Annotated in this window: 15 protein-coding genes; 7 read left to right on the forward strand and 8 right to left on the reverse strand. The window is 73.6% G+C overall.

The genetic code is table 11. The annotated features are described in order from the left end of the window. Positions 1-1,774, forward strand: a 1,774-nt coding sequence (locus EAD98_RS03140; RefSeq protein ID WP_121652576.1) for a transglutaminase domain-containing protein, incomplete at its 5' end; no start/stop codon positions are given. A gap of 184 nt (positions 1,775-1,958) precedes the next feature. Next, positions 1,959-2,705, forward strand: coding sequence for a bifunctional 2-polyprenyl-6-hydroxyphenol methylase/3-demethylubiquinol 3-O-methyltransferase UbiG (locus EAD98_RS03145; RefSeq protein WP_121652577.1), 747 nt, complete (start codon positions 1,959-1,961; stop codon positions 2,703-2,705). Here the strand turns inward: EAD98_RS03145 and EAD98_RS03150 are convergent. Both EAD98_RS03150 and EAD98_RS03155 read right to left on the reverse strand, forming a co-directional pair. Next, positions 2,700-3,494: an SDR family oxidoreductase gene (locus EAD98_RS03150; RefSeq protein ID WP_121652578.1), complete on the reverse strand. Its 795-nt coding sequence runs from the start codon at positions 3,492-3,494 to the stop codon at positions 2,700-2,702. The two genes, EAD98_RS03145 and EAD98_RS03150, sit on opposite strands and share 6 nt — an antisense overlap. Further along, on the reverse strand, positions 3,491-4,474 hold the full coding sequence (locus tag EAD98_RS03155) for an LLM class F420-dependent oxidoreductase (RefSeq protein WP_121652579.1): 984 nt from the start codon (positions 4,472-4,474) through the stop codon (positions 3,491-3,493). Before EAD98_RS03155 ends, EAD98_RS03150 begins: the two co-directional genes overlap by 4 nt. Positions 4,475-4,629: 155 nt before the next feature. Here EAD98_RS03155 and EAD98_RS03160 point away from each other — a divergent pair, with 155 nt between their 5' ends. Together EAD98_RS03160 and EAD98_RS03165 are read left to right on the forward strand one after the other, a co-directional pair. Beyond that, the gene (locus EAD98_RS03160) at positions 4,630-5,850 is read left to right on the forward strand and encodes a low temperature requirement protein A (RefSeq protein WP_233583700.1); all 1,221 of its coding nucleotides are present in this window, start codon (positions 4,630-4,632) and stop codon (positions 5,848-5,850) included. A 51-nt stretch (positions 5,851-5,901) separates the two neighbouring features. Beyond that, the gene (locus EAD98_RS03165) at positions 5,902-6,765 is read left to right on the forward strand and encodes a DUF1028 domain-containing protein (RefSeq protein WP_121652580.1); all 864 of its coding nucleotides are present in this window, start codon (positions 5,902-5,904) and stop codon (positions 6,763-6,765) included. Positions 6,766-6,870: 105 nt separating this feature from the next. Here EAD98_RS03165 and EAD98_RS03170 read toward each other — a convergent pair whose 3' ends face one another. Further along, positions 6,871-7,539, reverse strand: a complete 669-nt coding sequence (locus EAD98_RS03170; RefSeq protein WP_233583701.1) for a maleylpyruvate isomerase N-terminal domain-containing protein — start codon at positions 7,537-7,539, stop codon at positions 6,871-6,873. Between the two features lie 8 nt (positions 7,540-7,547). Next, on the reverse strand, positions 7,548-8,435 hold the full coding sequence (locus tag EAD98_RS03175) for a phosphatase PAP2 family protein (protein WP_199723262.1): 888 nt from the start codon (positions 8,433-8,435) through the stop codon (positions 7,548-7,550). A 185-nt stretch (positions 8,436-8,620) separates the two neighbouring features. Between EAD98_RS03175 and EAD98_RS03180 the strand changes: the two genes are divergently transcribed. After that, on the forward strand, positions 8,621-9,253 hold the full coding sequence (locus EAD98_RS03180) for a DUF3159 domain-containing protein (protein ID WP_121652588.1): 633 nt from the start codon (positions 8,621-8,623) through the stop codon (positions 9,251-9,253). Positions 9,254-9,563: 310 nt separating this feature from the next. Here EAD98_RS03180 and EAD98_RS03185 read toward each other — a convergent pair whose 3' ends face one another. Further along, complete coding sequence (locus EAD98_RS03185) at positions 9,564-12,458, reverse strand: glycoside hydrolase family 48 protein (protein ID WP_199723265.1); 2,895 nt, start codon at positions 12,456-12,458, stop codon at positions 9,564-9,566. An 846-nt stretch (positions 12,459-13,304) separates the two neighbouring features. On the opposite strand from EAD98_RS03185, the gene EAD98_RS03190 reads away from it, so the two are divergent. Beyond that, positions 13,305-14,648 (forward strand): GH1 family beta-glucosidase, encoded by a 1,344-nt coding sequence (locus tag EAD98_RS03190; RefSeq protein ID WP_121652583.1) that lies wholly within the window; start codon positions 13,305-13,307, stop codon positions 14,646-14,648. Between the two features lie 77 nt (positions 14,649-14,725). Here the strand turns inward: EAD98_RS03190 and EAD98_RS03195 are convergent, their stop codons facing one another. The 3 genes from EAD98_RS03195 to EAD98_RS03205 form a co-directional block, all read right to left on the reverse strand. Then, positions 14,726-15,139, reverse strand: a complete 414-nt coding sequence (locus EAD98_RS03195; RefSeq protein ID WP_197701306.1) for a roadblock/LC7 domain-containing protein — start codon at positions 15,137-15,139, stop codon at positions 14,726-14,728. Between the two features lie 5 nt (positions 15,140-15,144). Further along, positions 15,145-17,685 carry a nitrate- and nitrite sensing domain-containing protein gene (locus EAD98_RS03200; protein WP_233578877.1) on the reverse strand — a complete coding sequence of 847 codons (2,541 nt, stop codon included), beginning with the start codon at positions 17,683-17,685 and terminating at the stop codon, positions 15,145-15,147. Positions 17,686-17,784: 99 nt separating this feature from the next. Then, a complete protein-coding gene (locus EAD98_RS03205; protein WP_121652585.1) occupies positions 17,785-19,197 on the reverse strand; it encodes a gluconokinase in 1,413 nt (470 codons plus the stop codon). 261 nt (positions 19,198-19,458) lie between these two features. Here EAD98_RS03205 and EAD98_RS03210 point away from each other — a divergent pair. Next, positions 19,459-20,683: chorismate-binding protein (locus EAD98_RS03210; protein WP_199723263.1), on the forward strand; the 1,225-nt coding region annotated here is incomplete at its 3' end.

Here is a 20,683-nt window from a genome sequence, read left to right on the forward strand (position 1 = left end):
CGGGTCGGCTGCCGCCGGTGATCCGGCCGCCGACCTCGCCCCCCGGCTCCGCGCGGCGGTGCGGGTCCGGCTCGCCGCCACCGCGGCGCTGGGGGTGGCCCTGGTGGTCGGGCTGGTGGCGCTGCTCGGCCCGGTGCTCGCCGGTCAGGTCGACGGCCGGCCGGTGGACCCCCGGCGGTACGTGGAGCCGCCGCAGGTGCAGACGCTGGACGAGAACCCGTTGATCCGGATCTCCGGGTGGGCCCTGAACCCGGAGCAGAAGCTGCTCGACGTGAGCACGGTCCGTCCCGGCGCCGTGGCACCCCCGGCCGGCGGCGCACCGAGCGGCGGGCCGGACGGCGGCACCGACGGCAAGCCGGGTACGGCGGACGACGGCACCGACAGCGTGCGGATCCGCCTCGCGGTGCTCAGCGACTACGACGGGGTGACCTGGCGGGTCGGCGCGACGTACCGCAACGCCGGTCGGATCCTGCCGGCCACAACGCCGGCCCGGGACAGCACGGTGGAGACGGTCCGGCAGCAGATCACCGTGGCCGACCTCAGCGGCCGGCTGCTGCCCGCCGTGGCGACCCCGACCGAGGTCAGCGGCGCGCGGGTGGCGTACGACCCGGCGACCGGGACGCTGATCCGGCCGGAGGGGCTGACCCCGGGGCTGCGGTACACGGTGACCTCGGCTCGGGAGAAGCCGGACAACAACCTGCTGGCCACCGCGAACGTTCCCGCCGGCACGGAGGTGGCCCGGGTGCTGCGGGTCGCCGAAGGCGTGCCGGACCCGCTGCGCCGGCTGGCCACGCAACTCGCCGAGGAGAACGGCGCCCCGTACGCGCGGGCGGCGGCGATCGAGCAGTTCCTGGCCGAGCACTACCGGGTGGTGGCGGACGCGCCGAGCGGGCACGCGTACCCGAACCTGGGCTTCTTCCTCTTCGGCCCGCGCAACGCCGGCGGGCAGCGAGGCACCTCGGAGCAGTTCGCCGCCGCGTTCGCGGTGCTCGGGCGGCTCTCCGGGCTGCCCACCCGCGTGGTGGTGGGCTTCGAGTCCACCGGGCAGGGGCCGGTGCGGGCCGGCGACGCGTACGCCTGGCCGGAGGTGCTCTTCGACGGCTTGGGCTGGGTGGCGTTCGACCCGCTGCCCCGCCCGGACAACGAGCCGAGACCGGTGGAGGAGGACTTCCGCCCGACGCCGGAGGATCCGCCGCCGTCGGAGGCGCCGGCGCCCACCGTGGAGCCGACCGCCTCGCCGGAGCCGGTGGCCGCCCCCGACGGGCCGGCCGGCCAGGGCGGGGTGTCCACTCCGGTGCTGGTCGCGGGCGGCAGCGGTGGTCTGCTGCTGCTGGTGGGGGCCCTGCTGCTCACTCTGCTGGCGATGCGCCGCTCGCTCACCCGCGCTCGGCTCGGTCGGGGCGATCCCGGTCAGCGCATCGCCGGCGCCTGGCGGGAGGTCACCGACGCGCTCCGGCTGGCCGGGCGGCCGGTCGGGAGCGACCTGGCCGCCACCGAGGTCGCCGGGCACGCCCGCCGGGCCCTGGCCGGCGCCCGAGCGGGCACGGTCGGCGACGGGCCGGCGCTCGACGGGCCGGCGGTCGACGAGTTGGCGGCCCTGCTCAACCAGGTGGGCTTCGCCCCGGGTGCCGCAACGCCCGACCAGGCCGCCCGGGCCGCCGAGGTGGCAACCGCCTACGTGGCCACCCTGCGTTCGGCGCGCCCCTGGTGGCGCCGCCTGCTCTGGTCCGTGCACCCCACTCCCCTGCGCCGCGCCCGCCGGTCCCCCCGATGAGCAGGAGCCTGACCGACGGGCCCTCCTCCCCTGCGAAGGGGAGGGCGTTCCCGTCGCTGGGGGATGACCGGGTTGCCCATCCGGTGGCTTACTCAACGGCAAACTGAGGGAACGACGACCGGCGATCAGTGGACCTTGCGGCCCGGCCTGGGCCACAGCCGCAGACGACCAGGGTGGAGCGTTGATGAACCCGCACTACGACGACTTTCTCGCCGACCACTACACGTGGATGTTCGGTGCGCCCTACCCGGCCCTCGTCGAGGAGCAGCTTGGTGCTCTCCGTCGCGCCGGCGTCGCGGAGCCGAGCGGCACCGGCCTGGCGGTCGACCTCGGCTGCGGCTCGGGTTTCCAGTCGGTCGCGCTGGCCAGGTTGGGTTATCCGAGCATCCTGGCGGTCGACAGCAGCGCCAAGCTCCTCGCCGAACTGGAGCTGCACGCCACTGACCATCCGGCGATCCGCGTTGTCCACGACGACCTGAGCCAGGTCGCGGCGAACCTCCCGGCCGGCACCGTCGAACTGGGGGTATGCATGGGGGACACCCTCACCCATCTGCCGGACCGCCGCGCCGTCACCCAACTCTTCGCCGATCTGTCCGCGGCGTTGGCTCCGGGCGGTCGCCTCATTCTCAGTTTCCGTGACCTCACCACGAGTCTCACCGGGACGGGCCGGTTCATTCCGGTGCACGCCGACGCCGACTCGATCCTGACCTGTTTCTTGGAGTACGAGCCCGACGTCGTCACCGTCCACGACCTGCTTCACCAACGCAACGGCCAACGTGACTGGACGCTGTCCGCCAGTTCCTACCGCAAGCTGCGCATCGCGCCGGAGTGGGTGGCCGACCAACTCACCGAGGCCGGCTTCCGCGACGTCCACCAGGCACCCGCACCCCGGCGGATGACCCTGCTGACCGCCGTACGGCAGGAGTCATGACCGCTGCAGCCGGCGGATGAGTTTGCGCATGCCGGCCTGCCAGCCGTCCGGGTCCTCGGCGCGGCGGCGCGCGTAGTCGGCGACCTCCGGGTGCGGCAGGATCAGGAAACGCTCCTCGGCCAGCCCGGCGATGGTCGCGTCGGCGACCTGGTCCGGAGTGAGCACCGCACCGGAGGCGGCGATCACCCGGGTGCCCAGGTGCCCCTCGACGATCCCGTCGGCGAGCATCGGGGTGTCCACCCCCTGCGGGCAGAGCGCGCTGACCCGGATGCCCCGGTCCCGGTAGGTGATGGCCAGCCACTCGGCGAAGCCCACCGAGGCGTGCTTCGTCGCGGTGTACGCGGCATCGCCCACCGCGGTCAGCACACCGGCCGCCGAGCAGGTGTGCAGCAGGTGGCCGCCACCACGGGCGAGCATCCCCGGCAGCACCGCGCGGGCGGAGTAGACGTGGGCGAGGACGTTGACCCGCCACGCCCGATCCCAGCCGGCGTCGTCGACCTCCACTCCCCCGCCGGTGGTCACGCCCGCGTTGGCGCAGAACAGGTCGATCCGGCCGTACCGCCGCTCGGTGTCGTCGACCAGCGCGCGGACCTGATCCTCGTCGGTGACGTCGAGTGCGGTGGCGTGCGCGACCGGGCCGATGCCCTCGGCCACCGCGCGGGCCGCGTCGCCGTCCAGGTCGGCGATCACCACGGCGGCCGCGCCCTCGGCGGCGAACCGGCGCGACAGCGCCGCCCCGATGCCGCCGGCGCCGCCGGTGACCACCACGATCCGGTCGGTGAGGTTCACGTCGACGCTCCTACGGGGTCGGTGCCCAACTGGGCGATGAGGGTGGTCAGCGCCGCGGCGCCGCCGGCGGTCACCTCCGGGGTGGGCAGCAACGCGAAGACGGGCACGTCGACGCCGGCGTCGGCGTAGCGGCGCACCTCGGCGCGGCAGTGCTCCGGGGAGCCGTGCAGCACCAACGCGTCGACGACCTCGTCCGGCACGGCGGCGCCGGCGCCGCGCCGGTCACCCGCGGCCCAGGCCTCCCACATCGGCGCCAGCACCTCGTCCCGGCCGAGCCAGCGGTGGAACTCGGCGTACGCCGGGACGGTGAGGTAGCTGGTGATCAGCCGGCGGCCCAGCTTGCGGGCGTACCCGGCGTCCTCGGTGGGGCAGACGAAGATCCGGGCGGCGACCTCGAAGCCGGCTCGGCGCTCGCCCAGTTCGGCGAGGGCGCGTGGCACGTCGTCGGCGCTGAGCCAGTTGAGGATGACGCCGTCCGCCTCCGCGCCGGCCAGCCGGAGCATGCCCGGGCGCAGCGCGGCGAGCAGGATCGGCGGCGGTACCGCAGGCGGCCGTTCCAGGGTGAACCGGCGCACGGTGAAGGTGTCGTAGACCTCGTCCACGGTCTCGCCGCGCAGCGCGGCGCGCAGGAAGCGCAGCACGTCCCGGGTACGCCGGAACGGCTGGTCGAACCGCACGGCGTTCCAGTCGCGTACCAGCACCGGCGAGGACGCGCCGATGCCGAGCGCGAACCGGCCCGGGGCGGCCTCGGCCAGCGCCGCCGCGCTCATCGCCAGCAACCCGGGCCCCCGGGTGAAGACCGGGGTGATCGCGGTGCCCAGCCGCAGCCGGGGCTGCCAGGCCGCGGCGAGCGCCAGCGGGGTGAACGCGTCGGTCCCGGCGACCTCGGACGACCACACGTCGGTGAACCCGGCCTGGTCGAGCGTCGCGTAGACCGCGGCGTGGTCGGCCAGCGGGATCCCGCCCAACGGCACCGTCATGCCCCATCGATTCGTCACCGATCGATCGTGCCCGTTGACGGGGCCCGCGAGCAAGATCCCCGAACCGGGCGGATTTGCCGGTATCGGGCCACCCGCCCCCTCGGGCGGTGTTACGACTGCCGGGTGGACCGCACCGCCGGCGCAGGCCGCTGATCGTGGGCTTCAAGGCAGCCGGACGCCTGGAGCCGGTTCCCGCGGCGGGCGAGCCGGGCCGGCCCACCTTCCTGGAACTCTTCTTCGACCTGGTCTACGTCTTCGCGCTGACCCGGATCACCGCGCGCGCGTTCGAGGACCTGACCCACCACCCGGGTCGGGCGCATGGGTGGGCGGCGGTCACCGGGAGCGGCAAGACACTGCTGTTGCTGCTCGCGCTCTGGGCCCTCTGGCAGGGCACCGCGTGGACGACCAGCCGGTACGACCCGTACAAGCTGCCGCTGCAGTCCGTCGTGATGACCGCGCTGGTGTGCAGCATGGTGATGGGAGTGGCGATCCCCCGCGCGTTCAGTCAGACCGCGTTGATGTTCGCGGTGGCGTACGTGGTCGCGCAGGTGTCCCGGCCGCTGATCCTGTCGATCGCGCTGGGGCCGCACCCGTACCGACGGCTGAAGGTGCGGATGGCGGTGGTGTACGGCACCAGCGGCGTGTTCTGGATCGGTGGGTCGATGCTGTCGACCAACATGCAGGTGGTGTCCTGGACGCTGGCGTTGGCCATCGAGTACGTGGCCGGGCGGGCGGGCTGGCCGGTGCCGGGGCTGGGCCGGTCGACGATCTCCAAGTGGGACATCGCCGGCGAACACCTGGCCGAGCGCTACCAGCAGTTCTTCCTCGTCGCGCTGGGCGAGACGATCCTGGTGGCCGGTTTCGCGTACAGCAAAGGACCGTACGAGGCGGGGCACGCGGTGGCGTTCGCGTTGGCGCTGGCCACCACGATCGTGCTGTGGCGGATCTACTTCCAGCGCGCCGGGCAGATCCTGGGCGAGGCCGTCGCGAAGGCCCGGCACCCGGCCAACATCGGCCGGTCGGCGGCCGACACCCACCTGGTGATGGTGCTCGGCCTGGCCGCCACCGCGGTCGGCTACGAGTTGATCATCGAGCATCCGCTGGAGCGGATCCCCGGGTCGTGGCTGGCCATGGTGCTCGGCGGGCCGGCGCTGTTCCTGGCCGGCCGGGCCCGCTTCGAGTACGAGGTGTTCGGGCGGGTCTCCCCGTCCCGGTGGATCGCCATCCTGGTGCTGGCGGCGGTGGCGGTGCCGCTGCTGTTCCTGCCCGGGGTGGTGGCGACGGCCGCCGGGGTGCTGGTGCTGGCGGCCGTCGCGGTCGCCGACGCCCGACGAGCTCGCGGCACCCCACCGGAGGCGGCCGCCACCCCGTTCTGACCAGTCGACTCGCGTGAATGTCAGGTCGGCGGGGCAGGTTAATCTCGGCGGGTGACCTTCTCCCTCGTGGCCCGCTCTGCCGACAGCCGGTTGCACGGTGTCGTCGTGGCCAGCAAGTTCCTCGCCGCCGGGGCGCTCGTGCCGGCCGCGGAGGCCCAGGTCGGCGCGCTGGCCACCCAGGCGCACGTCAACCTCGCCTACCGCCCGCAGGGGTTGACCCTGCTGCGCACCGGGGTGCCGGCCGCCGACGTGGTGGCCGGCCTGATCGCCGCCGACACCGAGCGGGAGCACCGCCAGCTCGGTGTGGTGGGTGCCAGCGGCCCGGGTGCCAGCTGGACCGGACCGGCCTGCCACCCGTGGGCCGGTGGGCGCACCGGCGACGGCTGGGCCGCGCAGGGCAACGTGCTCACCGGCCCGGAGGTCGTCGACGCGCTGGGCGACGCCTGGCTGGCCGGTGCGGCGCTGCCGTTCGCCGAGCGGCTGGTCGCCGCGCTGCGCGCCGGTGACGAGGCCGGCGGCGACCGGCGGGGCCGGCAGAGCGCCGGCCTGCTGGTGGTCGAGCGCGGCGGGGGGTACGGCGGCAGGAGCGACGTGCTGATCGACCTGCGCGTCGACGACCACCCCGATCCGGTGGCCGAGCTGGGTCGGCTGCTCGCCGTGCACACCCTGCTGTTCAGCCGGCCCGACCCGGCCACGCTGCTGGATCTGAGCGGCGCGGTGGCCGACGAGGTGGCGGCGTTGCTCACCGCCCTGGGTCACCCGGTCGCCGACGACGGGCCGGAGGACGCGCTGGTCTCCTGGGCGGGGCTGGAGAACCTGGAAGAGCGGCTGGTGCCGGGGCGGATCGACCCGGTGGTGCTCACGCACCTGCGCAGCGTCGCCCCGCACGTGCCCGCGCCCCGCTCGGGGAGCTGACCGGGGTCAGCTCGCCGAGGACGAGCCAGCGGCAGCGGGTCAGCTCGCCGAGGGCGAGCCAGCGGACCCAGGTCAGCTCGCCGAGGGCGAGCCAGCGGCAGCGGGTCAGCCGCCGAAGGTGAGCCAGCGGAAGCCGGCGGCGTCGACCGCGGCGCGTTCCGGGCCGGTCAACGCCGCCCGCCCGGTGGTCTTGCGGATCAGTGTCAGCTGGTCCCAGCGCAACTCGGCCGGCGCCGGCCGCCCGCCGGTGAGCACGTCGACGATCACCGCCGCCGCCGGCGCGGTGAGCCACGGCGGGCGGTCCAGCGCGGCGGCCAGGTCGAGGCCGTGCACGCCCACCTCGACGACCCGGGTCCGCAGGAACTCGGCGAGGCGCATCGCGTCGCCGTGCCGGGTCCGGACCACCCGCTCGGGCGGCGCCGCGTCGACGGCCGCGTCGGCGGCCCGCCAGACCCGGTCGAGGTCGGCCGGCAGCGTCTCCCTGGACACCTGCCGCGCGTCGCGCCGCCCGCCGGCGATCCGGTCGGCGTCCACCTCGGGGGTGAACTTCGCCGCGCCGAAGTAGGTGGCCGCGTCCACCTCGGGGGTCGGCGGGGCCGGCGCGGCGAGCATGTCGGTCACCCGGCCGATGCCGGTGCGGACGTGCGCGATCAGCTCCCGCACGGTCCACGGCGGGCAGCCGGTCGGCCGGTCGAGGTCCGCGTCGTCCAGTTCGGCCAGGACCTCGGCCAGTCGGGCGCACTCGGCGCGGAACGCCGCACGGGTCGGATCCACGCGCGTGCTCAGCCCTTCACCCGGGGCACCAGCCGGTGCACGACGATGAGCACCAGCGACATCACCACCGCCATCGTGCCGGCGATGCCGGCGGCGCTGCCCGCGTACCCGATGAAGAGCGGTCGGCGGCTCAGCTCGTCGGGTCCGGTGCCACGCAGCTCGACCAACCAGGACAGGGCCAGCCCGGAGGCGATCAGGGCGAGCACGCCGGCGGCGGCGAGCAGCAGGGCGGCGAGCCGGTGCGCGTCGCCGGGGGCGACCTGCGCCTGCTCCCGTTGGGTGATCAGCAGGACCAGCCCGGCCAGCGCCGCCCAGACGCCCACCACCAGGTACGCGGCGACCGCGTCGCTGGGCCGGTGCCAGCCGGCGGAGAGGGTGGCCACCCCGGCGGCCGCGGCGTAGGCGGCGGCGAGGAAGGCGCCGACCGCCCGCACCTTGGCCGGCAGCACAAGCATCAGCGCGACGGCCACCGAGGCGGCCACCGTGGTGTGCCCGCTGGGCAGGCTGTTGCCCACCGCGGCACGCTCCGGGTCGAGGCCGTAGTCCGGCCGGTTCAGCCCGTACTTGAGCAGCTGGGTCGAGACGTTCGCCCCGGCGATCAGCAGGGTCGCGGTGATGGCCAGGGCGATCCGCCCCCGGATGAGGGCGATGAACCCGATCACCGCGGTGGCGGCGAGCAGGGACACCACCGACATCGCGTTGAGGAGCTTGTCCACCGGGCCGTCGATGCGGTCCTGGCCGATCCGGTTGCCGGTCAACGCGACGGTGTCGACCCACTGGCCGATCTCGGTGTGCACGGCCACCCGCCAGACGACGAGAAAGGCGGCCACCTGGACGAGGGCCATGACGACCAACCAGACCGCGGTCCAACCCCTTGCCGTCGCGCGCATCCGCACACCGTAGCGGCCGGTGTCGGCCGGGCGGCCGGTGGCCCACCGAGCGACGGCGGTTAGGTTGGGGCGGAGGCGAGGAGGTGGCGGTGAGCGGCACACCGGAGGGGGACGCCGGCCAGGTCACGCCCGATTCGGAGCGGCGGACCGGGGCCGGCGCGGGCGCTGGCGGGGCGGCCCGGACCGAGTCGCTGACGGATCTGCTGGGCGGGCGGCGCGGCGCCGTCGACGCCACCCTGCCGCCGGTGGCGTTCGCGGTGGGCTGGCTGGTCGGCGGCGAGTCGATCTGGGCCGGGGTCGGCGCGGCGCTGGCCGTCGGCGCGGTGGTCGCCGGCGTCCGCCTGCGTCGGGGCGACCGGCCGCGCTCGGTGCTCATCGGGCTGCTCGCCGTCTGCGTCGCCGCGTTGATCGCGGTACGCACCGGCCGGGCCGAGAACTTCTTTCTGATCCAGCTGCTCTCCAACGCCGCGAGCGCGCTGGCCTGGGCGGTCAGCATCGCGGTGCGCTGGCCGCTGCTGGGGGTGCTGGTCGGCGCGGTGCTGGGTCAGCGCTCCCGGTGGCGGCGTGACCCGGCGCTGCTGCGCGGGTACGGCCGGGCGAGCTGGGTCTGGACGGCGACGTACGTGCTGCGGGTGGCCGTGTTCGTGCCGCTGTACCTGAGCGGGCAGGTGCTCGCGCTGGTGGTGGCCCGGGTCGCGCTGACCTGGCCGCTGGTCGCGGCGGCGCTGGCGGTGAGCTGGGTGGTGCTGCGTCGGTCGCTGCCGCCCGGGCACCCGGGGTTGCGGCACCCGGTTGTCGAGGAGCCCGCCACCCCGACCCGGTGACCTGACCGGCCGAGAGAACAGGGCATAAAAGTGGAGAGGCCGCCACGGGGGGAGCGGCCTCTCCGGTGACGTACGTTACTCCGTCCCGGTCGTCGGCGTGATCCCGCGACGGCCCGAATTTCTGGGCTTTTTCGCGGCAGCCTCCAGTCTGGGCGGTGGGGTGGGCCGGCCGACCCGCTGCGTTGGCCGGATGGCCGGCCCACCCCGGCCTGACCGTGGGTGTCAGGCCGTCCGCCGGCCGGGTCCCGTCGTTCCCCCGGACCCGGCCGGACACCGGGGTGGGCGGCGTGCCACCCACCCCGGCGTGCTGTCAGCCGTTCGGGAACAGGTTGCCGTAGTCGGCGTACGCCATGGCGACGTCGGCCTGGGCCCAGAACCGGTGGTAGTTGAAGCTGGGTTCGGCGCCACCGTTCAGGTACGCCTGCACCTTGGGCCAGTCCGGGTCGTTCTTGTAGAAGGACCGGATGTCCAGGAAGCTCTTGCCGGCGGCGATGGCGTCACCGTTGGGCATCTTCCCGGTCCAGCCCGGCGGGACGTAGAGGCCCTGCCCGCTGGCGGCGTCGTAGGTGTCGTCGAAGCGCCGGTAGTCGCCGCGCTTCTCCGTGGTGGACACACCCTTGGCGTCGCTGGCGGCGTGCAGCGCGTCGAGCAGACCCTTGGCGGTGTTCTTGGCCGCCACGTCGCCCGACTTGGCCGCGTACGCGATCAGGGTCCGGGCGTAGGCGGCGGCGACGCCGACGTCCTGGCCCTTGACGGTGACCTCGACGTGCAGTCCGGTGTTGGGCTGCGGGTTGGTGGGGTTCCAGGTGGTCGGCTGGCCGGTCCACTTCATGTCCGAGGGGATCGACCAGTTGGCGCCGACGGTGGTGTTGGCGATCGCCCAGGGCACCCACTTGTCCAGCAGCGCCTTGGCCTTGGCGTTGCCGGTCTGCAGGTACAGCTCGGCGATCCGCTGCATCGACCAGGCCTGCATGCCGAACCACTGGTTGGACGGCGGGTCGTTGTAGACCGGGTCGACGTCGTAGTACATGCCGTAGAAGGTGGACGTGCCGGCCGGCGGCTGGCCGTAGTTGCCGCCCCAGCTGTTGGTCGCGCCGCCGGCGATGCCGCCCTCGGCGGACTGGAGCCAGGTGTAGAACTCCAACTGCCGCTCGAAGCTCTTGGTCCAGTCGGCGGCCGCGGTCGGCGACTGGGGCTTGAGCTCCGGGGTGTTGGTCAGCGCCCAGGCCGCGAACGGGTTCTGGTAGCCGAAGTGGTTGTGGCTGGAGCCGATCCGCCAGGACCAGTTCTGGTTGGTCTCGTACGCGCCGCCCCAGGCGTAGTACCAGGACATCAGGTAGTGCGCCGAGTCCTTGCCGCTGCCGGCCGGGCAGGCGCTCGCTCCGACGCAGTTGCCGATCTTCTTGAAGTACTTGTCGAACATCGAGTACCGCAGGTAGTCGCCCATCTTGGCGGCCTTGGCCACGGTGGCCGCCACGTCGGCCTGCTTGCCCTGCGCCTTGGCCCAGGTCAGTGCCCAGTACGCGGCCTGCACGGCGCGGGCGTCGGCGTCCGGAGCGTTGGTGTACTTCCACTGCTTGGCCGGGGCGGCCGACTCCTTGATGAACAGGTCCAGGTAGCCGTACTGGCCGCCGGCGGTGAAGGTGTCGCAGGACGGCTGCGGCACGGTCTCCCAGACCGACTCCTGGGTGCCCCGCTGGAACGTGTTGATGTACGCCGGGCGGGTGGTCTTGTCGCCGCAGCGGCCGAAGCCGTAGGTGTTGTCCACGTCGATCAACCAGTGCATGCCGTAGATGTCACCGGTGCCGTAGGTGGACTGCAGCTCGCCGCGCAGCGGGTCCTGACCCACCGACACCGACGGTTCCAACTGCGAGGGGTACTGGCTGGGCAGGTCGTGCTCGGCGGCGTACTGCGGGGTCCCGGCGGCCCCAGCCGTCGGCTGGTCTGAATGATTCGGAATTATATATTTTTCCATTACCGTCCAGGCGTTATTGAACGGCGCCCAGTTCTGGGTCACGCGGCCGTACTGGGCCTCCAGCCAGATCCAGAAGCTGAACGCTTCCGAGGTGGTCTCGTGCCCGTGGTCGGGCGCCTCGACGATCAGCGTCTCGACCGAGTGGTAGGGCACGCCCTCGGGGCTGAAGTAGCCCGAGTTCTTGATCTTGCCGTACTGGTCGAGGAAGCGCGTGACGTAGGTGTTGTCACCGCCGCCGGGGGTGTCGTTGTCCACTTCGGTCGCGGTGATCGTGAGCGGGGCGTAGCCGGTCGCCGAGGCGGTGACGGTGGCGGTGCCACCGGCGGTGTCGGCGTCCTCCGCCGCCGCGACGGTGACCGTGGCCCCGGTGTTCCAGTTGCTCGGGGTGAGGCTGACCGTGGCGGGCGAGACGGTGATGTCGGCGTCGCCGGTTCGGGCCAGGCTGACCGGCACCGTCCCCGTCGGAGCGGCGCTGAGCTTGACGTTGACGGTGGAGCTGCCGCCCTCGGCGACGGTGACCGCGGACGGCGTGGCGATCAGCGTCGGGCCGGAAGCGGCGGTCACGGTGAACGACCGCTCGGCGATGGCGCTGAGGTTGGCGTTGTCGTACGCCCTGGCCTGCACCGTGTAGGCGCCCGCCGGCAGGTCTTCGAGGGTGTAGCCGTACGGGGCCGTGGTGTCGGTGTTGACGAGCAGGCCGTTGCGGTAGAACTCGACCTTGCTGATGGTCCCGTCCGGGTCGCTGGCGGTGGCGGTCAATGGCACGTCGGCCGGCGCCTCGAACGGGCCGGCCGGCACGGTGAGCCCGACGGTCGGTGGCTGCTGCGGCGCGCCGCCGCAGGTGACCCCGTTGACCGCGAACGAGGTGGGCTTCGCGTTGGTGCCGGTGTAGGAACCGTTGAAGCCGATGTTGGTGCTGGCGCCGGTGCCGAGGTTGCCGTTCCACGACTCGTTGGTGGCGGTGACCTGGTTACCGGTCTGGCTCCATCGTGCCGACCAGCCCTGGGTGACCCGCTGGTTGCCGGGGAAGGCGAACGTGAGCGTCCAGCCGGTGAGCGGGTCGCCGAGGTTCTTGATGGTCACGTTGGCGCTGAAGCCGTTGTTCCAGTCGTTGGTCGCGTAGACCACGTCGCAGGCCGGTGCGGCCTGCGCGGCGCCGGCGGGCAGGGTCACCCCGCCGACGGCGAGCGCGGCGGCGGCGATGATCGCCACTCGACGGCGTCGTGCCAGATGTCTCATGAGCGCGGTGTCTCCTCGGACCAGGCCGGGGGTGTGCCCGGCGGGGCGCCCGCCCGCGAGGGTGGTGGTGCGCGGGGAATTCGAGGCGCCGGGAAGGTGGTCTCCCGGGCCCGGGCCGGGGGTACGGCGGTGCGGCCCGCACGGGAGGTCCCGCCGGCTGCGGTGGGGTGGCCGTGACCGGAGGTCGTGCTACCGGTTGCCCTCGGCGGACCCGCGTTCGCGCGATCTGGCTCCTGTCGCGTCGAATCGACAGTGTGCCATGGAAGCGCTCCCACAACAAGCGCACGGCAGGTCGCGTCGACGCCGTGTTTCGATCTCGTTTTGGGGCTTTCACAAAGCCGTGACGGGCGTTACAGTCGCAGCATCATCGATGGGAGCGCTTCCATCGATGATGGTTCCAACTAGAAGATCACCGGGACCGTCTCTGACGGGCCCGGGGAACCAGCCCGAGGGCTGACGACGGGCCAGCCCGGACGCCGCCGTCAGCCATCATCCCGCCACATGGAGGGAGGTGGAACCAGAGCCACTCGCGTGGCCCGGCTCCCGCGCGACACGCACGGCAGGACCCAATCCGCCCGTGTGTGTGCAGTTACGGTGGGGACGGGGGTTGCCCTCCCCCGTCCCCACACTAAACCCCCGTTCACGATGGGAAAAGAGGCCGACGGGACAGGCGCTCCGCGCCGCCCGGTCGGCCTCGTTCGCTGTCCGGGGCCCCCACCGCCGCAACCCGCCACAGCCGGCCGGCACGACGGCCGGCTCACCGGGGCGGCCGCCCCTGCCCTATCCTGGGAGCGCTCCCGAATTTCGGCGGTTGCCCTGTATCCACGAGGAGAATCCATGTCGATACCTACCGGGCCCGCCGGCCCGCTGCGCTTCCCCCGCGACTTCGGTTGGGGCGCGGCCACCTCCGCGTACCAGATCGAGGGCGCCGCCAAGGAGGACGGCCGCGGCGAGTCGGTCTGGGACACGTTCAGCCGCACCCCCGGGCGCACCCGTAACGGCGACACCGGCGACGTCGCCGCCGACCACTACCACCGGTACGTCGAGGACCTCGACCTCATGCGCGACCTCGGGCTGCGCAGCTACCGCTTCTCCATCTCCTGGCCACGGATCCAACCCGACGGCAGCGGCAAGCCCAACCAGCGCGGGCTCGACTTCTACCGCCGGCTCCTGGACGGCCTGCACGAACGCGGCATCGCCCCCATGGCCACCCTGTTCCACTGGGACCTGCCGCAGGCCCTGCAGGACGCCGACGGCTGGGAGTCCCGCGACACCGCCCACCGCTTCGCCGACTACGCCGACGCGGTCTTCCGCGCCCTCGGCGACCGCGTCCCGGCCTGGCTGACCATCAACGAGCCCAAGACCGTCGTGCAGAACGGCTACCTCGGCGGCCACCACGCCCCCGGACGGCAGGACCCGGACGCGGCCTACCTCGTCGCCCACCACCTGCAACTCGCCCACGGGCTCGCGGTCCGCGCCCTGCGCGCCGCGGGCGGCACCGGCCGGATCGGCCCCGCCCTCAACCTGCACCCCTGCTACCCCGCCGACGATTCCCCGCAGGCCGCCGCGGCGACCCGGCTCTACGACGGCTACGAGAACCGCCTCTACCTCGACTCACTGCTCAAGGGCAGCTACCCGCAGGACGTACTGGCCGACCTGGGCCCGCAGAGCCGGATGGCCCGCGGCATCCGCGACGGCGACCTGGCCGTCATCTCCTCGCCGGTCGACCTGCTCGCCGTGCAGTACTACACGCCGATCTACGTCACCGCCGACGGCGGCACCGAACGCCGCTGGCCGACCTCCGAGGCCGAGTGGCAGCAGATCTACCCCGACGGGATGTACGACATCCTGACCCGGGTCACCCGCGAATACGGCCCGATCCCGCTCACCGTCACCGAGAACGGCCTACCCACGCCGGACGCCCTCGCCACGGACGGCAGCGTCGACGACGCCGGCCGGATCAGCTTCCTGCGCGACCACCTGGCCGCCGCGCACCGGGCCATCGCCGCCGGGGTGCCGCTGGAGAGCTTCCACGTCTGGTCGCTGCTGGACAACTTCGAATGGGCCGAGGGGTACGACCAGCGGTGGGGACTGGTCTACGTGGACTATCCGACCCAGCGCCGGGTGCTCAAGAGCAGCGCCCACTGGTACCGCGCGGTCATCGCCGACGGCGGCTTCTGAAACCGCCCGCCCGGACAGCCGGGCCCCGGCGGGCGGCTCCGACGAGCCGCTGACCGTCCGGGGCACGGCCGGCCCGGTCAGCGCGGCAACGCCTGCTGCAACTCCGCCCGCAGCGCCGGAGTGAGCATCTCCCCCGCCTGCTTCGCCAACCGAGCCATCTCGTAGCCCACCACGCCGATGTCCGCGTCCCCGGCGGCCAACGTGGCCAGGATCGACCCGTCCCGCACCTGCATCACCAGGAAGTAGCCCCGGCCCATCTCGACCACCGTCTGCTTGACGACGTCACCGTCGAACATCTGGGCCGCGCCGGCGGTGATGCTCATCAGCCCGGAGGTCACCGCGGCGAGCTTGTCCGCGTGGTCGCGGGGCAGGTTGTCGGAGATCGCCACCAGCAGCCCGTCGGACGAGACCACCACCGCGTGCGCCACACCCGGCACCCGCTCCGCGAACGCGCTCACCAGCCAGCTCAGGTCCCGTGCCTCCTGGCTCAACGTCGTCACTGTCGTCGTCCCCCTTCATCGTGCCCCCCGGACGGTGGCACGGGTATCTCGGTGGTGTCCTCGGCCTCAGCACGCCGTACCCCGTTGTAGAGCCGGGAAAGCATGCCACCGACCGCCTCCGGGTCCAGGTCGTCACGCGCGGGCGCCGACCCCGGTTGGGCCGAACGCGTGACCGCGGAGAGCTGCGCCATCGGCACCCGCATCGGCAGGCCCCGCTCGTTCGTGCCGGCCGTCACCGGGGTGGCCGGCGGCACGACCGGCCCCGGCACCGCCGGTCCGGCCGGACCCTCCCGCGACCACCAACCGCCGCCGACGCCCGACGGCGCCGGGGCGAGCACGTCCTCGGCCCGGACCGGCACCGGGCGGGCCTGACGCGGCACGGTGGTCGTGGGCGGGCGGCCCGCAACCGGCAGGTCCAGCGGCGCGACGGCCGGCTCGGACGAGCCCGCGGACCGGGCGGCACCGGACATCCGCTGCACACCGACGCCCCGCGCGGCGCCCGCCGCCAGCATCCGGGCCGAGGCCGGCGGATTCAGCTCCACCGCGCCGGCCGGAGCCAGCAACGCCGCGGGCAGCGCCAGCCGGGCGACCAGGCCGTTGTCGCCGCCCTCCAACCGCACCCGCACGCCGAGCCGGGCCGCCAGGTGGCTGACCACGAACAGGCCCATCCGCTCGACCGTCGCGACGTCCGCAGCCGGCGGGCTGGCCAGCACCCCGTTCGCCTCGGACAGCGCCGCCGGGCTCATGCCCAGGCCACGGTCCGTGATCTCGATCAGCGCGCCCGCGGCCTCGATCCGGGCGGTCACCGACACGACGGTGTCCGGGCGGGAGAAGGCGGTGGCGTTCTCCAACAGCTCGGCCAGCATGTGCACCAGCTCACCGACGGCATGCCCCACCACGTGCACGTCGCCCACCGACTCGATGCGGACCCGCTGGTACTGCTCGATCTCGGCCGCGGCCGCCAGCAGCACCGGGCCGAGGCCGACCGGCCGGTTCCACCGGCGGGTCGACTCGGTGCCGGCGAGCACCAGCAGACTCTCGTCGTTACGGCGCATCCGGGCGGCCAGATGATCGAGCTTGAACAGGTTCTCCAGCTGATCCGGGTCGCTCTCCTCGCGCTCCAGGTCGTCCAACAGCTCCAGCTGGCGCTCCACGAGCACCTGGCTGCGCCGGGCCAGGTTGACGAACATCGCGTTGACGTTGCGCCGCATCGTCGCCTGCTCGACGGCCACGGTGACCGCGCTACGGTGCACCGCGACGAACGCCTCCGCCAGCTCACCGATCTCGTCGAGCGAACGGACCACCGCCGGCGCGACCTCGATGCCCGGCACCCCGCCGGTGACGGTCCGCAGCCGGTCCAGCGCGTCCGGCAGCTCGACCTGCGCGATCCGCAACGCCTGGCTACGCAGCAACCGCATCGACCGGGCGACCGAACGACCGACGAGCAGCGAGATCAGCAGGGCGACCAGCAGCACGGCGACGACCCCACCGGCCACCAGCAGGGTGGTCCTCAACTGGCCGCTGCTGGCGCCGTCGGCCTGCCGGACAGCGTCGTCGAGCACCCCCGCCTCAACCTGGCGCAGCAGCTCCTGGCGCTGCTGGCTGGCCGCCCACCACTGCTCCGAGGGCAGCACCTCGGGCGTCGCGTCGCCGACGGGCAGGCTGCGCTCCTCCAGTTGGGTGGCGACCAGGAACACCGGGTCCACCGAGGTCTCGTCGTACCGGCGGATCTGGTCGGTGGTGGCGGCCACCCGGAACGCGCCCAGCGCGGTCAACTGCTGGGCCCGCAGGTCGGTGAGGAGCACCCGGTCCTCTGTGCCGTACCGACCGGCGCGGGCGGCGGCGTAGAGCTGGCCCCGGACCCGTGAGGAGAGTTCCTTGACCCGGGCGATCTGGACGTAGCGCAGGACAGCGTCGCTCAACGCCGGCCGCTCCTGGCCCGGCGTCGGCTCGGCGAGCAGGTCGAGCAGCGTGTCGACGGCTCGGTGGTAGTTGCTCAGGATGGTGTCGCTGCTGAGCACCGCGGGCGGAATCGACGGCCGGATGTCGACCACCTGGTCGTACGCCTCCAGCACCTCGGAGAAGGCGACCCGCCAGGACGCGTCGGCGTCGGCCAGTGGCTCGGCCGCCCGACGCAGGTCCACGATGGCCCGATCGGTGGCCGCCTGCAACGGCTTCAGGGCGGTGGACGCGATCTCCCGGTCCCCACCCCTGCGCAGCTCGCCCAGCTCCCCCGCCGAGCGGTCCCGCTCCTGCTGAAGCTGGTGCACGGCCGCGGTGATCTGCCGACCGATGCCGACCTGCCGCGCGAAGTCGTTCAGCGCCGTCGTCCGCCCCACCAGGGCGCTGGTCTGCACGCCGGCGAGCACCAGGAACGCCACCGAGGGCACCACCAGCACGGTGGCCAGCTTGGTGCTCATCCGCCAGTCCCGCAGCCGGAACGGCGAGCGTCGCCGGTGCGGAACGACCCGGACATCGAAGCGACTCCGGCGATGGTTCGACACCGCGCCGTTCACCGGGTCGGGACCTACCGCCACCCTGCCTCCTCCGTCCTGCCGCGTCCACCGCGGTCCGGGGAGCGCAGTCCATCCAACCAGGCTCGGGAGCGCTGTCAACGGCCCGGACGGGGAGGAAGTTCACGAAGGATACTGCGGGTGGGAGCGTCCTGTCGTGGTCGGCAAGACCAGCTCGTCCGTCCGGCCGATGTCGGCGAGCTCGACCGCGTCACCGAAACGGCCCAGCGCCACCAGTGCGGCGCCGGTGGCGCCGATCTCCGGGTTGCGTTGGTGCGACACCGGTCGCGGCGCGAGCGCGGACGCGAACGCCTGCCGCCACCACACCGAGGCGGCCACCGCGCCGCCGCCCAGCACCACCTCGACCGGTTTGTCGACGGTGGACTCCAGCACCGTCAGGTCCTCGGCGACCAGCTCACAGAGCCCCTGCATCAGCCCGGCCAGGATGTCCACGGCGGTGGTGCCGAAGCTGAGACCGCGCACCTCGCCGGTGCCCGCCGGGGCCAGCCCCGGCGCCCGGTCACCCCCGAAGCGGGGGTCCGCCGGTCGCCCACCGCCCGCCGGCACCAGCGCCAGGGCCGCGTCCAGCTCGGCGCCCCGGGGCAGCCGCAGCTCCCGGTCGGCCCAGGCGAACAGGCTGCCGCCGCTGGAGTACGCCGCACCGGTCACCACGTGGTCGTGGTCGACCCGGTAACGCCACAACCGTTCGGGCAGCCGGGGCAGCGGCCCGCCGGCCGGGACGCGCTGCATGAGGCGTACGGCGGCGGAGGTGCCGACGGTGACCGCGGCGCGGCTCGGGTCGACGCAGCCCGAGCCGACGTTCGAGGCCGCGCCGTCGCCCACCGGCGGCGACCACCGAGCCTCGGCCAGCTGCGGCCAGCGGCGGGCGCGGTCGGGCCGTAGCCGGCCGTGCCACTCCAGCTCGCCCAGGGGCGGCAGCTCCGCCGGTCGCGTACCGGCCAGCGCCAGCGCCTCCTCGTCCCAGCGCAGGCTGCCCAGATCGAGCAGGCCGGTGCCGGAGGCCTGGGAGACCGACATGGGCGCGGCCTCGAGCAGCTCGCCCAGCACGTACTCGGGCAGGCCGACGAACCGGTTGATCGGGGTGCCGGACATCTCGCGCAGCCAGGGCAGCCGTATCGACCAGTAGGAGCGGTGCCACCAGCAGCCGGTGCGTTGGTGGAAGTCGTCCGGGTCGGCCGGCCCGGACGCCCCGTCGAGCGGCGCCGGCCGGGTGTCCAGCCAGGTGATCACCGGGCCCAGCGGGGTGCCGTCACGGTCCAGCGGGACCACCGAGTGCCACTGCGCGGAGACGGCCACCAGCTCGACGTCGCGTAGGTGGCCGCCCTCGGCCAGCTCGTCCAGGCACTCGATCAGGCACGCGAGGTAGACGGGACCGGAGAGGGTGCCGGTGCCGTCGTCGCCAAGGGCGAGGTTGACCTTCCGCCGGGCCAGGGCGCCGGGCAGCGGTTGGGTGTCCTCGTCCAGCACCAGCCCACGTACCGAGGAGGTGCCCAGATCGAGCGCGAGAATGTTCATCGCCGGTCAAGTTACCCGGTACCGGGCGTGCCGGAACGCTGGTCGGGCCGGGGGCACCCGTACGCCCGATCGGCTACCGGGCCGGCCGTCGGGCGCGTAGGGTGGGTCGCATGCTCGCGCACCTGACCTGCTGGTGGCCCGCCAACCCGGCGGCCATCCACCGCGCGTAGCTCCATCCACGCGGCCGCCTCGAGGCGGCCGCCGGATCTCCCGGCTCCGATGGCCGCCCCACCGGCGGCGCCCGGCCCGACGGAGAATCCGATGACCCACCTGACCGACCTGCTCGCCGCCGTCGCCCGCGGCGTCGACCCCGGCCCCTTCGCGCTGCTGCGCCGCGACGGCGCCGACGATCTGGAGCTGTTCACCGGCCCGATGGAGGCCGTGGAGCGGCTGGCGGACATCCCGCTGCCGCCGGGTCCGCCGGGGGCGCGGGCGCTGGCCGTCGTGCCCTACCGGCAGATCACCGAGCGCGGCTTCGCCTGCGTCGACGACGGCGCCCCGCTGGAGTGCCTCCAGGTCCGCGAGCAGCACCGCATCGCCCTGGCCGACGCGCTGGCCGCCCTGCCCGACGAGCCGGTACGCGCCGTCGACGCCGCGTTCGACGTCACCGACGAGGAGTACGCGCGGACGGTGCAGCGGGTGCTGGCCGAGGAGATCGGCCGCGGCGAGGGCGCCAACTTCGTCATCCACCGCACCCTGAACGCCACCGTGCAGGGTCCGCCGCTGGTGGCCGCGCTGGCCGCGCTGCGCCGGCTGCTGGTCGCCGAGCGCGGCGCGTACTGGACGTTCGTGGTGCACACCGGCACCCGGACCCTGGTCGGTGCCAGCCCGGAGCGGCACGTCAGCGTCGACGACGGGCTCGTGATGATGAACCCGATCAGCGGCACCTTCCGGCCCGTCGCGGGCACGCCGGACCGGGAGGCGCTGCTGCGCTTCCTCGCCGATCCCAAGGAGGTCGAGGAGCTGTACATGGTGCTCGACGAGGAGCTGAAGATGATGGCCACCGTCGCCGAGCACGGCGGCCAGGTGATCGGCCCGTACCTCAAGGAGATGTCGCACCTGGCGCACACCGAGTACCTGCTCGCTGGTCGGGGCACCCGGGACGTGCGGGAGGTGCTGCGGGAGACCATGTTCGCTCCGACCGTCACGGGGAGCCCGATGGAGAACGCCTGCCGGGTGATCGCGCGGCACGAGCGTGTCGGCCGGGGGTACTACGCGGGTGTGCTGGCCCTGCTCGGTCACGACGAGGCCGGTCGGCAGACGCTGGACGCGCCGATCCTGATCCGTACCGCCGAGATCTCCCCCACCGGCCGGCTGCGGGTGCCGGTGGGCGCCACCCTGGTCCGGCACTCGACGGCGGCCGGCGAGGTGGCTGAGACGCACGCCAAGGCCGCCGGCGTGCTGGCCGCGCTCGGTCTCGGCCCGGCGGCGCCCGGTGGCGGCGAGGAACAAGGACGTGGTGCTGCGCAAGGGGGTGGGCATCGGC

This window comes from Micromonospora sp. CV4, from assembly GCF_003667455.1.
Lineage (GTDB): Bacteria > Actinomycetota > Actinomycetes > Mycobacteriales > Micromonosporaceae > Micromonospora.

Coding starts and splice junctions, on each gene's coding strand:
- EAD98_RS03145 (WP_121652577.1), top strand. CDS start 1,959: ATGAACCCGCACTACGACGACTTTCTCGCCGACCACTACACGTGGATG.
- EAD98_RS03155 (WP_121652579.1), bottom strand. CDS start 4,474: ATGACGGTGCCGTTGGGCGGGATCCCGCTGGCCGACCACGCCGCGGTC.
- EAD98_RS03190 (WP_121652583.1), top strand. CDS start 13,305: ATGTCGATACCTACCGGGCCCGCCGGCCCGCTGCGCTTCCCCCGCGAC.
- EAD98_RS03205 (WP_121652585.1), bottom strand. CDS start 19,197: ATGAACATTCTCGCGCTCGATCTGGGCACCTCCTCGGTACGTGGGCTG.